This is a genomic window from Phenylobacterium sp. (assembly GCF_013822795.1).
In the GTDB taxonomy this organism is placed as follows: Bacteria; Pseudomonadota; Alphaproteobacteria; order Caulobacterales; family Caulobacteraceae; genus Phenylobacterium.
The window spans coordinates 52622-65428 of record NZ_PNLB01000013.1; the positions used below are offsets into that span (position 1 = coordinate 52622).

19 protein-coding genes are annotated in these 12807 nt (G+C 69.6%); 12 read left to right on the plus strand and 7 right to left on the minus strand.

Features of this window, described 5'->3' with window-relative positions:
* The first annotated feature begins 22 nt into the window (after window positions 1–22).
* Window positions 23–1231: a CaiB/BaiF CoA-transferase family protein gene (locus C0481_RS12810; RefSeq protein WP_293404298.1), complete on the plus strand. Its 1209-nt coding sequence runs from the start codon at window positions 23–25 to the stop codon at window positions 1229–1231.
* 89 nt (window positions 1232–1320) lie between these two features.
* Here C0481_RS12810 and C0481_RS12815 read toward each other — a convergent pair whose 3' ends face one another.
* Window positions 1321–1500 carry a hypothetical protein gene (locus C0481_RS12815; protein WP_363223542.1) on the minus strand — a complete coding sequence of 60 codons (180 nt, stop codon included), beginning with the start codon at window positions 1498–1500 and terminating at the stop codon, window positions 1321–1323.
* A 253-nt stretch (window positions 1501–1753) separates the two neighbouring features.
* On the opposite strand from C0481_RS12815, the gene C0481_RS12820 reads away from it, so the two are divergent.
* A complete protein-coding gene (locus tag C0481_RS12820; protein ID WP_293404299.1) occupies window positions 1754–1963 on the plus strand; it encodes a cold-shock protein in 210 nt (69 codons plus the stop codon).
* 60 nt (window positions 1964–2023) lie between these two features.
* On the opposite strand, the gene C0481_RS12825 is transcribed toward C0481_RS12820, so the two are convergent.
* Window positions 2024–2713, minus strand: a complete 690-nt coding sequence (locus C0481_RS12825; protein WP_293404300.1) for a VIT family protein — start codon at window positions 2711–2713, stop codon at window positions 2024–2026.
* 149 nt (window positions 2714–2862) lie between these two features.
* On the opposite strand from C0481_RS12825, the gene C0481_RS12830 reads away from it, so the two are divergent.
* Both C0481_RS12830 and C0481_RS12835 read left to right on the plus strand, forming a co-directional pair.
* Window positions 2863–3660 (plus strand): alpha/beta fold hydrolase, encoded by a 798-nt coding sequence (locus C0481_RS12830; protein WP_293404301.1) that lies wholly within the window; start codon window positions 2863–2865, stop codon window positions 3658–3660.
* Window positions 3661–3779: 119 nt separating this feature from the next.
* Entirely contained in the window at window positions 3780–4754 is a 975-nt protein-coding gene (locus C0481_RS12835; protein ID WP_293404302.1) for a hypothetical protein, read from the plus strand.
* On the opposite strand, the gene C0481_RS12840 is transcribed toward C0481_RS12835, so the two are convergent.
* Window positions 4751–6160 carry an HWE histidine kinase domain-containing protein gene (locus C0481_RS12840; protein WP_293404303.1) on the minus strand — a complete coding sequence of 470 codons (1410 nt, stop codon included), beginning with the start codon at window positions 6158–6160 and terminating at the stop codon, window positions 4751–4753. The two genes, C0481_RS12835 and C0481_RS12840, sit on opposite strands and share 4 nt — an antisense overlap.
* Before the next feature lie 173 nt (window positions 6161–6333).
* On the opposite strand from C0481_RS12840, the gene C0481_RS12845 reads away from it, so the two are divergent.
* The 4 genes from C0481_RS12845 (at window position 6334) to C0481_RS12860 (ending at window position 7986) form a co-directional block, all read left to right on the plus strand.
* The gene (locus tag C0481_RS12845; protein ID WP_293404304.1) at window positions 6334–6657 is read left to right on the plus strand and encodes a hypothetical protein; all 324 of its coding nucleotides are present in this window, start codon (window positions 6334–6336) and stop codon (window positions 6655–6657) included.
* Window positions 6654–7046: a hypothetical protein gene (locus C0481_RS12850; RefSeq protein WP_293404305.1), complete on the plus strand. Its 393-nt coding sequence runs from the start codon at window positions 6654–6656 to the stop codon at window positions 7044–7046. The genes C0481_RS12845 and C0481_RS12850 overlap by 4 nt, the downstream gene beginning before the upstream one ends.
* A gap of 76 nt (window positions 7047–7122) precedes the next feature.
* Window positions 7123–7749: a superoxide dismutase gene (locus tag C0481_RS12855; protein ID WP_293404306.1), complete on the plus strand. Its 627-nt coding sequence runs from the start codon at window positions 7123–7125 to the stop codon at window positions 7747–7749.
* Window positions 7750–7812: 63 nt separating this feature from the next.
* Window positions 7813–7986 (plus strand): DUF1328 domain-containing protein, encoded by a 174-nt coding sequence (locus C0481_RS12860; RefSeq protein WP_183771352.1) that lies wholly within the window; start codon window positions 7813–7815, stop codon window positions 7984–7986.
* 31 nt (window positions 7987–8017) lie between these two features.
* On the opposite strand, the gene C0481_RS12865 is transcribed toward C0481_RS12860, so the two are convergent.
* Entirely contained in the window at window positions 8018–8818 is an 801-nt protein-coding gene (locus C0481_RS12865; RefSeq protein WP_363223545.1) for a metallophosphoesterase, read from the minus strand.
* Window positions 8815–9693 (minus strand): diacylglycerol kinase family protein, encoded by an 879-nt coding sequence (locus C0481_RS12870; RefSeq protein WP_293404307.1) that lies wholly within the window; start codon window positions 9691–9693, stop codon window positions 8815–8817. Before C0481_RS12870 ends, C0481_RS12865 begins: the two co-directional genes overlap by 4 nt.
* 142 nt (window positions 9694–9835) lie before the next feature.
* Here C0481_RS12870 and C0481_RS12875 point away from each other — a divergent pair, with 142 nt between their 5' ends.
* Entirely contained in the window at window positions 9836–10171 is a 336-nt protein-coding gene (locus C0481_RS12875) for a YMGG-like glycine zipper-containing protein (RefSeq protein ID WP_293404485.1), read from the plus strand.
* Window positions 10172–10266: 95 nt separating this feature from the next.
* A complete protein-coding gene (locus C0481_RS12880; RefSeq protein WP_293404308.1) occupies window positions 10267–10719 on the plus strand; it encodes an OmpA family protein in 453 nt (150 codons plus the stop codon).
* Window positions 10720–10921: 202 nt separating this feature from the next.
* Here C0481_RS12880 and C0481_RS12885 read toward each other — a convergent pair whose 3' ends face one another.
* On the minus strand, window positions 10922–11245 hold the full coding sequence (locus C0481_RS12885) for a hypothetical protein (RefSeq protein WP_293404309.1): 324 nt from the start codon (window positions 11243–11245) through the stop codon (window positions 10922–10924).
* A 132-nt stretch (window positions 11246–11377) separates the two neighbouring features.
* Here C0481_RS12885 and C0481_RS12890 point away from each other — a divergent pair, with 132 nt between their 5' ends.
* Together C0481_RS12890 and C0481_RS12895 are read left to right on the plus strand one after the other, a co-directional pair.
* A complete protein-coding gene (locus C0481_RS12890; protein ID WP_293404311.1) occupies window positions 11378–11578 on the plus strand; it encodes a hypothetical protein in 201 nt (66 codons plus the stop codon).
* An 18-nt stretch (window positions 11579–11596) separates the two neighbouring features.
* Window positions 11597–11875 (plus strand): hypothetical protein, encoded by a 279-nt coding sequence (locus tag C0481_RS12895; protein WP_293404313.1) that lies wholly within the window; start codon window positions 11597–11599, stop codon window positions 11873–11875.
* A gap of 73 nt (window positions 11876–11948) precedes the next feature.
* On the opposite strand, the gene C0481_RS12900 is transcribed toward C0481_RS12895, so the two are convergent.
* Entirely contained in the window at window positions 11949–12740 is a 792-nt protein-coding gene (locus C0481_RS12900) for a response regulator (protein WP_293404315.1), read from the minus strand.
* Window positions 12741–12807 lie beyond the last annotated feature (67 nt).

Below are 12807 nucleotides of genomic sequence, written 5' to 3' on the forward strand. Positions count from 1 at the left end.
CTGTTCCGGGGAGGGAGCAAACGTGACCGACGCCGCCGCCAACACCGGCCCGCTGCAGGGGCTGAAGGTCGTCGAGATGGGGACGCTGATCGCCGGCCCGTTCTGCGGCCAGATCCTCGGTGATTTCGGCGCCGACGTGGTCAAGATCGAGGACCCGAAGACCGGCGACCCGATGCGCCAGTGGGGCCGCAGCCTGCCCAAGGGACTGTCGCCGTGGTGGCCGGTGATCGGGCGCAACAAGCGCTCGGTCGGCCTGGACCTGCGCACGCCCGAAGGCCGCGACATTGCGCTGAAGCTGATCGACCAGGCCGACGTGCTGATCGAGAACTTCCGGCCTGGCACGCTGGAGAAGTGGGGCATGGGCTATGAAGCCCTGGCCGCGCGGAATCCGCGCCTGATCGTCGCCCGGGTGTCAGGCTTCGGCCAGACCGGGCCCTACGCCAAGCGCGCGGGCTACGGCCTGATCGGCGAGGCGATGGGCGGGCTGCGCCACGTGACCGGCGAACCGGACCGGCCGCCGGCGCGGGCCGGCATCTCGATCGGCGACAGCCTGACCGCCATGCATGCGGTGATGGGGATCACCATGGCGCTGCACGCGCGCGAGCGCACCGGCCGCGGCCAGATGATCGACGCGGCCCTCTATGAGAGCGTGCTGGCGGTGATGGAGAACCTGGTCACCGAGTACGACCTGACCGGCTATGTGCGCGAGCGCTCGGGCTCGATCCTGCCCGGCATCGCGCCCTCGAACGTCTATCCGTGCGCGGAGGGCGAGATGATCCTGATCGGCGGCAACGGCGACACGGTGTTCGCGCGGCTGGCCGAGGCGATGGGCCGGTCCGACCTGGCGAGCGACCCGAAGTTCGTCAGCCACGCGGCGCGCGGCGAGAACCAGAAGGAACTGGACGAAATCATCGCCGCCTGGACCGCGACCTGGAAGCTGCCCGAGCTGATCGCGCACCTGGAGGCCAGCGGCATTCCCTGCGGCCGGGTGTTCCGCGCGTCCGACATGCTGGAGAACGAGCAGTACCAAGCCCGCGAGGCGATCGTGGAGTTGCCGCATCCGGTGTTCGGCAAGGTGAAGATGCAAAACGCCTTCCCCAAGTTGTCCGAAACCCCCGGCGCGGTGCGCTGGCCAGGTCCGGATTTGGGGCAACACACGGACGAGGTGTTGGCCGAGGTGGGGCTCAGCGCCGACGACGTGGCGGGGCTGCGGGCGAAGGGCGTGGTCTAGGAGTCAAAGTCCCCCTCACCCGGCTGCGCCGAGGGAGGGGGCGGCGCGCCCGTGGGCTGCGCCGACTACGAGCGATCGCCTAGCCGGGGCTAGGCTGCGAAAAAGCCAAGTTCGCCGCTGACGCGGACTTGGCAGGGGCGGCCGTTGTCTTGAACCTCACGCGCCCGCTTGTTGGCGGCGGCCTTGGCGACGTCCTTGTCGGGGGAGTGCCCGAAGGTGTCACCGTCCAACTCGACGGCCCAGACGCCGTCCCGAAGTGCGACCGTCAAAACGGCCCGTTCCAAACCTTTTTGCATCCGCAAGCCATAGCATATCCGGCAGCGAATGGCGATTTTTCCATATATTTCTTGCCGCACGGGAAAATTACGCGCAGTTTGAACGAGTCAAATGTCGTTTTGGCTCGCTGCCGTGACGCTAGTTCTACTTGAGAGATCAGCTTCACAATTGCCTCCGGACCTCTCCGAAAATTTGATCGAGCGACCCGACGTGGGCGCGAGAACTCATGTCCGGAAAGGGACAACAATGACTATTGGTGTGGTTAAGTGGTTCAACGCCCAAAAGGGCTTCGGCTTCATTCAGCCTGACGATGGCGGCGCGGACGTGTTCGTGCACATCTCGGCGGTGGAGCGGGCCGGCATGGGCACCCTGCACGAGGGCCAGAAGCTGAGCTTCGAGCTGGAGCGCGACCAGCGCAGCGGCAAGAACTCGGCCGGCCAACTGCAGGCGGTCTGATCAGTTCCTGATCGACGAATTGAGCGGCCCGGCGCCTGACGCCGGGCCGCTTTTTCATGTTCAGGCGGCGACGCCGAACAGGGCGCCGACCCCTGCGGTGACCGCCATGGCGACCGCCCCCCAGAAGGTGACCCGCACCACCGGCCGCAACATCGGCGCGCGGCCGGCCCAAGCGCCGAGCGCCCCCAGAACCGCCAGATAGACCAGCGACGCGACCGCCACGGCCGGCACGATCCAGGCCATCGGCGCCATCTGCGAGGCGGCCAGCGGCAGGGCCGCGCCGGCCGAGAAAGTGACCGCCGAGGTGAAGGCCGCCTGGATCGGCCGGGCGGTGGTGATCTCCGACAGGCCAAGTTCGGCCCGGGCGTGAGCGCCCAGGGCGTCGTGGGCGCTGACCTGGCGGGCGACCTGCAGCGCCAGGTCCGGAGCCACGCCGCGCCCCTGATAGATGGCGGCCAGTTCGCGCAGCTGGGCCTCCGGCTCAGCCGCCAGTTGGCGGCGCTCCGCCTCGAGGGCCGCCTCTTCGGTGTCGCGCTGCGAGCTGACCGAGACGTACTCGCCGGCGGCCATCGACATGGCCCCGGCCACCAGCGCCGCGCCCCCGGCTATCAGGATCTCGCTGCGTCCCTGGGCGGCGGCGGCGACGCCGACGATCAGGCTGGCGGTCGAGACGATGCCGTCATTGGCGCCCAGCACCGCAGCCCGCAACCAGCCGATCCGCGCGATCGGTTCGCCCTGCATCTGGCTCATGCGCCGCCCTCCTCGTCCGCCCGGAGGCTGCACCGGTTTGCATGCCGCCGTAAACGCGCCCGTCAAGCGACGCGGGGACAGGAGGACGGTTGACGAAAGCGGCCGCGGCGCCGCCCATGGGGCCAAGTGCAAGCTTAGGGGAGCGCGCCATGTCCATCGCCGCCGTCAATGGCCTGAACCTCTATTTCGAGCGCGCAGGAACCGGCGCGCCCCTGCTGTTCATCTCCGGCACCGGCGGCGACCTGCGGGTGAAGCCGAACCAGTTCGACGGGCCGTTCCCCAAGACGTTCGACATGATCTCGTACGATCAGCGGGGCCTGGGGCGATCGGACAAGCCGGACGTCCGCTACGCCATGGCCGACTACGCCGACGATGCGGCTGCGCTGATGGCGAGCCAGGGCTGGGACAGCGCCCACGTCATCGGGGTCTCGTTCGGCGGCATGGTCGCCCAGGAGCTAGCGCTGCGCCATCCGGGCCGCATCCGCCGGCTGGTGCTGGCCTGCACCTCCCCCGGCGGGGCCGGCGGCGCCTCGTTCGCGTTCCACGAGATCGAGCACCTGAAGGGCGAGGCGCGAGCAAAACACCTGACGCCGATCTCCGACACCCGCCGCGACGACGCCTGGGCCGCGGCCAATCCCGAGACCTACGCCCAGATCATCGCCATGACCGCCGCCGATCCGTACGCGGACGAGCCCGGCCGCGCCCAAGGCGCGCACCGCCAGTTGGAGGCGCGGGCCGACCACGACACCTGGGCGCGGCTGGACCAGATCGCCGCCCCGACCCTGGTCGCCGGCGGCCGCTATGACGGCATCGCCCTGCCCGCGACGCTGGAACGGCTGGCCGGCAGGATTCCCGGCGCGGAGCTGCGCTTCTACGAGGGCGGGCACATGTTCATGATCCAGGACCGCGCCGCGGTGCGCGAGATGATCGCGTTCCTGAACGCCTAGACCTCTTGCGGGAGACCGCAGCGCCGATTACGGCGCCTCCGGTGTCAGATTCGCCGTCAAGTCATCCCCGCCCCGAGCTCCTGTTCCTGGTCAGCGCGCCGGCTGGCGGCGAGGTCCACATGTTGATCGAGAGCGGCTTTGGACGGCCGCGGTTCACGGTCAACGGAACCGCCAGCTACCTCTCCTACATGCCCGAGCTGCGCAGTCGCGGACGCGACCTGTGGCTGGACAACCGGCAGAACGCGTTCCAGGTGAAGCTGCCGCGGGTTCCGCTGGTCAACTACATGGCCGATCCCGATCTCTATGCGAACGCCCTGGGCAAGGCTGAATTGGTCGCGCAGCAGACCGGTCTGCCGATGCTGAACCATCCGACCGCCGTCCTGAGTTCGCGGCGCGACCGCAGCGCCGAGCTGCTGGCCAAAATCCCCGGGGTGCGCACCCCGCGGACCGTACGGCTGAGCGCCCCGACCCGGTCCGAGCTGATCGCCGCGATCCTGGCGGCTGGACTCGGCTTTCCGCTGCTGCTGCGCCCGGCCGGAGGGCACGGCGGCAAGGGGCTGGTGCGGCTGGACAGCCGCGAGCAGCTCGACGCGGCGCACATTCCGCTGGGGATCGACGAGGCGATCTACGCCAGCGAGTTCATCGATTTCGCCGACGCCGACGGCCTCTATCGCAAGCTGCGACTGATCTTCGTCGGCGAGCGCGTCTTCTGGCGCCACCTGATCATCGGCGAGCGCTGGTTGCTGCACTCGGCCAGCCGGATCGCCGGCGCCCAGGCCGAGGAAAGCGCCGCGCGAGACAGGTTCCAGGCCGAGACGCTGCCGCGGATGGCGCCCGTATTGAACGCGATCCGCGCCACAGTCGGGCTCGACCACTTCGGAATCGACGTCTCGCTGCGGCCTGACGGCGAACTGCTTGTGTTCGAAGCCAACGCCTGCATGAACGTGCTGGACAACAGCACGATCCCGCCGCCGAACATGTGGGAGGCGCAGATCGCGGCGGTGCGCGCGGCCCTGGCTGAGCTGCATGATCGGTCCGAGTGCTGGCTGCACCCAGGAAAGGCCCCGGCGCCCGCGTTAGCCGAGGCGATCTAGGAGGCCAGCAGCGCCCCGACGGCGGCGGCGACCTGGGTGACGTCGTAGGGCTTGCGGATGATCGGGGCGTCGAAGCCCATCGGCGCGCCGCTGTCGCCGTAGCCGGTGGCGAACACGAACGGCACCCCGCGGGCGGCGAGCGCCTCGGCCACCGGGGTCACCGCCAGGCCGTTAAGGTTGGCGTCGAGGACAGCCGCGTCGATGTGGCCGGCCAGCAGGCTCATCGCCTCGGCCAGTTCGTAGGCCGGGCCGACCACCTGGGCGCCGGCGTCGGAGAGGCCGGTCTCCAGCTCCAGGGCCAACAGCACGGCGTCCTCGACGATCAGCACGCGCTTGCCGCGCAGATCGACCGGGCCCTGGGCGGCGGGCGTGATCTCGATCTTCCGCGGGGCCGGCGCCTCTGGCACGGTCTCGGGCCGCGAGACGACAGCGGCGGGGCCGGCGCGCAGCCGCACGCTGACGCCGCCGCGGCGGTACTCGACCTCGACCTCGCCGTTGAGTTCGCGGCCGGTGACCTGCCCCAGCAGGGTGGAGCCGAAGCCCTTGTGGGTCGGGACGACCACCGGCGGGCCGCCGGTCTCGGTCCAGAACAACTCGAACCCGCCATCGGCGATCTGCGTCCAGCGGACATCGACGCGGCCGGTCTCCACCGACAGCGCGCCGTACTTCACCGCATTCGTGGCCAGCTCGTGCAGGGCCAGCGACAGGGCGTTGGCCGCGCGCGGGGTCAGGAACAGCTCAGGCCCATCCCAACGCGTCTGGCCCGGCGCGATGCCGCCCAGCTCGGCGGCGGCCAGGTGTGCGATGGCCGCGCCGCGCCACCGCGCGGCGGTCAGCAGTTCGTTGGCCGAGGCCATCGACTTCAGCCGACCCGAGAAGGTCGACAGGAAACTGTCGAGCGACGTAGTGCGCTTGGCGGTCTGCACGGCCAGGGCCTGGACCGCGGCCAGCACGTTCTTCACCCGGTGGTCGAGCTCGGCCATGAGGGCCCGGCGGCGGTCCTCCTCGGCCCGGCGGTCGCCGACGTCCTGGGCGACGCCGACCGCGCGGATCGGCCGGCCTTCGTCGTCGCTGACCAGCAGGCCGGAGGTGCGCATCCAGACGGTGCGGCCGTCATCCTCGCGAATGCGGCGGTACTCGGCTTCGAAGCGGCCCTCGGCGCGCATCGAGGCTTCCATGAACTGACGGGTGCGCTCGCGGTCGTCGGGGTGCACGCCGCGATAAAGAAACTCGCCCTTCTCGGCCGGCCACTCGCCGGCGGGCAGGCCGCTGACCTCGGACATGCGCGGACTGATGCGCACCACGTCCGCGACCATGTCCCATTCGTAGTCGCCCAGGCGCGCTGACTCGAGCGCCAGTTCGAGGCGTTCGTGATCGAGATTGCGTCCAGCGGCGGGCTTCACCATCGCGCGACCATTAAGCGAGGTTCGGGTCCGAGCGACAGGAACCGAAGGTTGTATGCCCCGAATTGCGCGTGGAGTCTTTCAGTCAATTTTCGGAACCGCCTATTGCCTTTGACGTTGTGGCAAGGCTTCCATGCCAACCCTGCGTTACCTGCTGAATACTTGGAGAATCTGACATGGCCACCAACGCCGTCGACCAAGCCAAAGACGAAGCCAAGGCCGCGGCCCAACAGATGGCCGATTCCGCCTCCAAGCTCTCGGCTGAGGCCCAGCGCAGCTTCGGCGAAGCCGCCAAGCGCTTCGAAAAGGTCGTCACCGAAGGGCTCGAGCAGATCCGCGCCCAGAGCCGCACCTACGCCGACAACGCCGGCGAGCACATCGACGACGCCCAGCGCTATGTCGTCGAACGCGTCAAGGAACGCCCGCTGGTGGCGACCGGCGCGGCGCTCGGCGTCGGCCTGCTGATCGGCCTGCTGCTAGCCAGCGGCCGCAAAAATTGATCCTGAAGCGAGCGCTCTATTACGTTGTCGCCGCCGTCGCGCTCGCCGCGACGGCGGTCGTTTGCGTGGTGTTCCTGGCGATGGCCCTGCATGCGGCGCTGATCCCCGCGGTCGGCGAGGCGTGGGCTGGTGTGCTGGTAGCCGCGGCCGCCGCCTTGCTGGCCGGGGCGATCGGGATGGTGCTGCTGATGATGGCCAGCCCGCCTCGCCGCCACCACAAGCGCGATCAGGACAAGGACCTCTCCTCGCGCATGTTCGAACTGGCCCAGGCCAAGCCCTGGGTGGCGCTGGGGATCGTCGGGGCGGTCGCCGCCGTGGCGCTGAAGAACCCGCGGACCACCGCCACCGTCGTTTCGGCGCTGATGGCCGGCCGCGCCTCCAAATCCTAGAGAACCAAACACCACAGTTCGGGTTAGTGTGGGACGTGGGCGCCAGCCCGCGATCCCTCCCCCGTAGGAAATTGCTATGTTTGAACTGCCGAACCTTCCGTACGCCCACAACGCGTTGGAGCCTGTGATCTCAGAGGCGACGATGCACCTGCACCACGGCAAGCATCACAAGCGCTACTTCGACGTCATGAACCCGATGCTGGACGAGGCGGGCGCCAAGCCGGCTTCGCTGGAAGAGGTCGTGCGCGGTGCGGTCGGGCAGGCCAAGCTGTTCAACAATTCGGCCCAGGCCTGGAACCACACCTTCTTCTGGGAATGCATGAGCCCGCCCGGCCAGAAGGTCTCGGGCGATCTGGCCGCCGCCATCGACCGCGACTTCGGCGGGCTGGAGCAGCTGAAGGCCCAGTTCGTGGCCAAGGGCGTCGGCCACTTCGGTTCGGGCTGGGTGTGGCTGGCCGCCAAGGGCGACGCGCTGTCGATCGTCGACACGCACGATGGCGTGAACCTGCTGACCGAAGCCGGCGTCGTGCCGCTGCTGGTCGCCGACCTCTGGGAGCACGCCTACTACCTGGATCACAAGAACGACCGCGAAGGCTTCCTGAAGGCCTGGTTCGACGCGCTGCCGAACTGGACGTTCGCTCAGGCCCAGTACGACGCCGCCCGCAAGGGCGAGGCCGGCTGGACCCACCCGGGTCCGGTCTAGATCCCGGAACGTCAGGCACAGCTGAGCGTTTACCTCTCCGGACACAATAACCGGAGAAACGACATGCTTGGATGGGCCTTGACCTTCCTGGTAGTCGCCCTCATCGCCGGCGTACTCGGATTTACTTCGATCGCCGGCGCCGCGATGGGCGTCGCCAAGATTCTGTTCTTCGTGTTCCTGGTGCTTTTCGTGGTTTCCCTCGTCATGCACCTGGTTCGAGGGCGCGGCGCGCTCTAGCGCGAACGACTGAAATGCTGAACGCCCGCCCCTAGTCGGGGCGGGCGTTTTGCTGTCTGCGGTTCACCGCCCAGCTGCGCAGCGGCTCGAACCGCGAGCCGGTCCACCCCTGGGCGATGATGCGGATTTCGCCGGCGTCGGCCTCAATGATGTTGAAGCTGGGCGCGACGCCGCGCTCGCGCCTCGAGAGGGTGCCGGCCCCGACCGCGTGAGCGCAGCCGCCGGCGAACGGATAGGGCCAGACGAACGGCGCGTGGATGTGCCCCGAGAGCACCAGGTCGACGCCGCCCTCGGCCAGGGCCCGGGCCGCCGCCTCGCCGCCCCAGACCTTGCCGGTCATTGGCCCGCCGATCATCTCGACCAGCGGATGGTGCACGACCGCCACCTTCAGCGCCTCGCGCGGGGCGGCGGCCAGCCAGGCCAGCGCCTCGCGGCTCTGGGCGCGCGAGATCTGCCCCTTGGACCAGTTGGCGCGCGGCTGCACCCCGCGGGCGGTGTTGAGGCCATAGACCGCCAGACCCGCCCCGGCGAAGGTCTGCGCCTCCGCCGCGCCAATGATCCGTGAGAACCGCCCAAACGGGCTGAAGAACCGCTCCCACCAGGCCAGATAGGGCGCGTCGTGATTGCCGGGGCAAACCAGTTGCGGTCCGGGCAGAGAGGCCAGCCAGGCGGCGGCGGCCTCGAACTCGCCCACCGCCCCGAACTGCGTGAGGTCGCCCGACACGATGGTCAGGTCGAAGCCGCCCTGTCTCAGGATCTCGGCCGCGGCGCTCACCGCCGCGACGTTCTCGCCGCCGAAGTGGATGTCCGAGAGGTGGGCGATGCGGATCATCCGGCCGCCCGCGGCGGCGCCAGCAATCGGGCGACCTGGGGCCGCCAGTCGACGGTGGCGCTCGAGGCCAGCCAGACCGGTTCGCCGTCGAGCACGGCCGGCACCCGACTGGCCGCCCAGACGCGAGCCTGATGGCAAGGGCCGGCGCTGACCGCCGGGTCGTTGCGCCAGTCGTCGACCAGCGCCTTGATGCCGATGCGCGCAGCCTCGGTCATGGTCTGCGGGTCGATGACCGCGGCCTCCAGGCTCTGGGCGTCGTCGGAGAGCGCGCTGGAGGCCAGCGGGCAGAGAAAGGCCACCGCCTCGGCCTTGCCGCGCGGCCCGCCGTCGAGCGAGTAGCGCAAACGCCCGGAGAAGGCTCGTCGCCAGGCGCGGCGCACCCGTGCGAAGGCCAGGCGGAACTGGCCTTCGCGCACCGCCTCGCGGGCGGGCGCCCAGAGGGCGGGCGCGCCAAGGATCGCAGCGACCAGGAAGCTGCGGCCTTCGACCAGGCCGCCGCCGATGTCGCGCTCGACGCCGGTCTCCAGCGCCGTGGTCAGCGCCTCGCGCCAGGGGACCGCGCCGTAGACCGCATTCGGCAGCATGTTCATGGTGCCGCCCGGCAACGGGGCGATCAGCGGCCCCTGCGGCCCGGCCATGTCGGCGGCCGAACGGGCGGTGCCGTCGCCGGCCAGGATCACCAGCAGATCGGGCGCAGCATCGACCGCCGAGCGCAGCCGCCGTTCGATCTCCGCGCTGTCGGCAACTTGAACGTTGGCGTGAGCGCCGTGCTCGGCCAGCAGGGCGCGCATCTGCTCGGCGTCCTGGGCCGTGGCGCCGCCGGAGGCGACGTTCACCACCGCCTCGATACGGGAGATCTTCGGTGCTTGAGCCATTTGTCCTCTGCGAGCGCCCCCGTGGGAGCAGCCCCCTAACGGCGGCGGTTGGACGCGGTTCCGTCCGGAACTCTGCCGTAAGGCGCGCGTTGGGGTCGGCGGGATAAGTAAGGAGAGCCATATGCTCAAGGCCAAATCTCTCATGCCGCTCGCGGCCCTGGCCGGCGCCGGCCTGCTGGCGAGCGCTTGCACCACCACCGGCAACGTCGAGCGGAACGCCGCCGGCGGCGCCGCCCTCGGCGCCCTGGCCGGCGCGGTGATCGGCAATAATGTGGGCGGCGGCGACGCCGGAACCGGCGCGGCCATCGGCGCGGCGCTGGGCGGCGGCGCGGGCGCGGTCCGCGGTTGTCGCCAGGACGGCGGCTGCGGAGCCCAAAACCAGAACCGCCGCCAGTACTACGATGAGCGCGCGGGCCGGTATTACTACTACGACAACGGTTCGGGCCGTTATTACTGGGAAGACGGCAGCCCGCGCTGATCGCATCGGCGCAACCTAGACTAGCCTGCGATGGGCGGTCAGCTATGCTGTCCGCCCATCGTCATATTGAGGACTGCAGCATCATGGGTCTGGGAATGAAGACGTGGACGATCGCGGCGCTGAGCGCCGGCGCCGGGCTGGTTCTGGCCGGATGCGCCACCACGCCCCCCGGCGGAGCGCGGGCGAAGATCGAAACTCCCGCCGCCTGCGAGAACCTGACCGTCCACATCTATTTTGAACCCGAAAGCGCCGAGGTCACCGAAGAGGGCCGCGCGGTCCTGGCCCAGGCCGCCAGTTCGGCCAAGGCCTGCAAGGTCGAGCGGGTGAAGGTGCTGGGCCTGGCCGACGCGGTCGGCGCGCCGGCCGCCAATCTGGAGCTGTCCAAGCAGCGCGTCGCCTCGGTGACCCAGGCGCTGATCGCCAACGGCCTGCCGGCGGCCGAGTTCGATCTGGCCGCCGCCGGCCAGCAAGGGGCCGTCACGGCGTCCGGCGACGCCCGGCCGCTGCGTCGGCGCGCCGACGTCACCCTGGAGCTGACCACGCCCTAGGACGAGGCGCATAAGAAAAGGCGGGCTCTAGGCCCGCCTCTTGAGTGCGCATCATCGAGAAAAGGGGTGCGGAGGCGGCAGACCGGCATGTTCGCCGGTCTCAAGTCGGGGGGGGCGTCGCCGCCTCCGCAATCCATAAACCCATGCGCGATGCGTTCGTTCCCGTACCACGCGATTTTTTTCCCGGCCGTCTCGCCCTCGCCTACTTCGGCGCGACGTTGACCGCTGGCATGGCGTTGAATTCCGCCTGACTGAGCGGCGCCGACAGTTCGCCGCCCTCCTTGCGCAGCGCGCCGTAGGACAGGCTGCGCGGACCGGCGCCAGGCGGGCCCTTGGGGCGCACCAGCACCTGGGCGGGGGCGCCATTATCGCGATAGGTCACCCGCTCGACGACCCCAAGCACGACGCCGTTCTGTCCGCGCACGGTCATGCCTTCGAGCCCGGACGGGGCCTGAGCCTGGGCCTGGGCGGCCCCAGCCAGGGTAAGCGCCGCGAACATGGCGGCGGTAAGCTTGGTCCTGTTCATGCCCTTAAGATAAGACGCGGCGCGCACTTGTCGAACCCCACGGCCAAGCAAAAATCGCGTGCGGAACGTCCGCCCCCTGCGGAACGTTAGCCAGACGCGGGCAAGTTCGCTCGCCTGGTCAGGGGAGAGGCCATGATCCACGAGCGGAATGAGCGCTTCGGCGCGGCAGGAACGCAGGAGGATCACGGTCATTCGCTGCGCCGCCGCTGGTGGGCGCTGGCGGTGATCCTGTCGGTGGCCCTGGCCGGGGCCTTGCTCGGCCAGATGTCGGTCGACCGCGGAGACTCCGCGCGCCCGGCGCCGCCCGGCCCCCTCGACCGGCTGCCGTTCTAACCCTGGAGGCGACGACACATGGCCACGACCCGCTACACCTCTCGGCCCGGACTGAACGCGACGCGCGCGCGGCAGGGACGCATCGGCGTGCACATGTTCTGGGTCCTGGCGGTCTCCACGGCGCTGGCGACCCTGGCGCTGTTCGGCGCCTGGTCGTGGCGAGCGAGCGAACAGTCGGCGACGCCGCCAAGCAAGGCCAGCGCCGTCCGCACCGCCCAGTCGTTCGAGCTCGGCGAACCTGCGCACGGCACGCTGCAGACCACCCCGACGCCGGACGGGGCGACGAGCGTCCGCTAGCGCAACGCCGGCAAAAACGCCGCGCCAAGACCCCGGCGCGGCGTGCTTGAACGCGAAGGTGGAGGATCCGCCGCTAGGCCGCCTTGCGGGTGTTGCGCGGATGGAAGAACAGCGCCTGACCGATAGCCGCCTTCACGGTCTCCGGCTGGAACGGCTTGGTGATCAGGAAGGTCGGCTCCGGGCGCTCGCCGGTCAGCAGGCGCTCGGGGAAGGCGGTGATGAAGATCACCGGCACGTCGTGTCGGGCGAGGATGTCCTTCACAGCATCGATGCCGGACGAACCGTCGGCGAGCTGGATGTCGGCCAACACCAGGCCCGGCGTCTTGCGATTGACCGCGTCGACCGCCTCGGTGCGGGTGGCGGCGATGTCGACCACCGTGTGGCCGATCTCGGTGACCAGCGCCTCGATGTCGGCGGCGATGACCGGCTCGTCCTCGATGATCAGCACGTCGGTGGCGAGTTCGGCGTCGATCTCGGCCTGGGCCTCGGCGATCAACCGCTCGACGTCGCCGAACTCCACGCCCAGGATCTGGGCGGCCTCGGAGGGCGTGAAGCCTTCAAGCGCGGTGAGCAGGAACGCCTGACGCGAGCGCGGGGCGATGCGCATCAGCCGCTGGCTGGCGTCGTCGCCGCCCTCGTCGCCCGGCGCCTCGAGCTGAGCGCCGCTGGTCAGCCAGATGGCGTGGAAGACGTGATACAGCGCCACGCGAGGAGTGAGATTGGCCTCCAGCACCCGATCGCCGGCCGCCAGCGCTTCCAGGGCCACTCGAACATAGTGGTCGCCGGTGGTCTGGTCGCCGGTCAAGGCTCGGGCATAGCGCCGTACATACGGAAGATGCGGCGCCAGTCGGGCAAGAAGACTCAAATCAAACTCCTCCCTCTCGAGTTCGATGCAGCCGACCAGGATTGGCTCCCTGGGCAGGTCCATCATG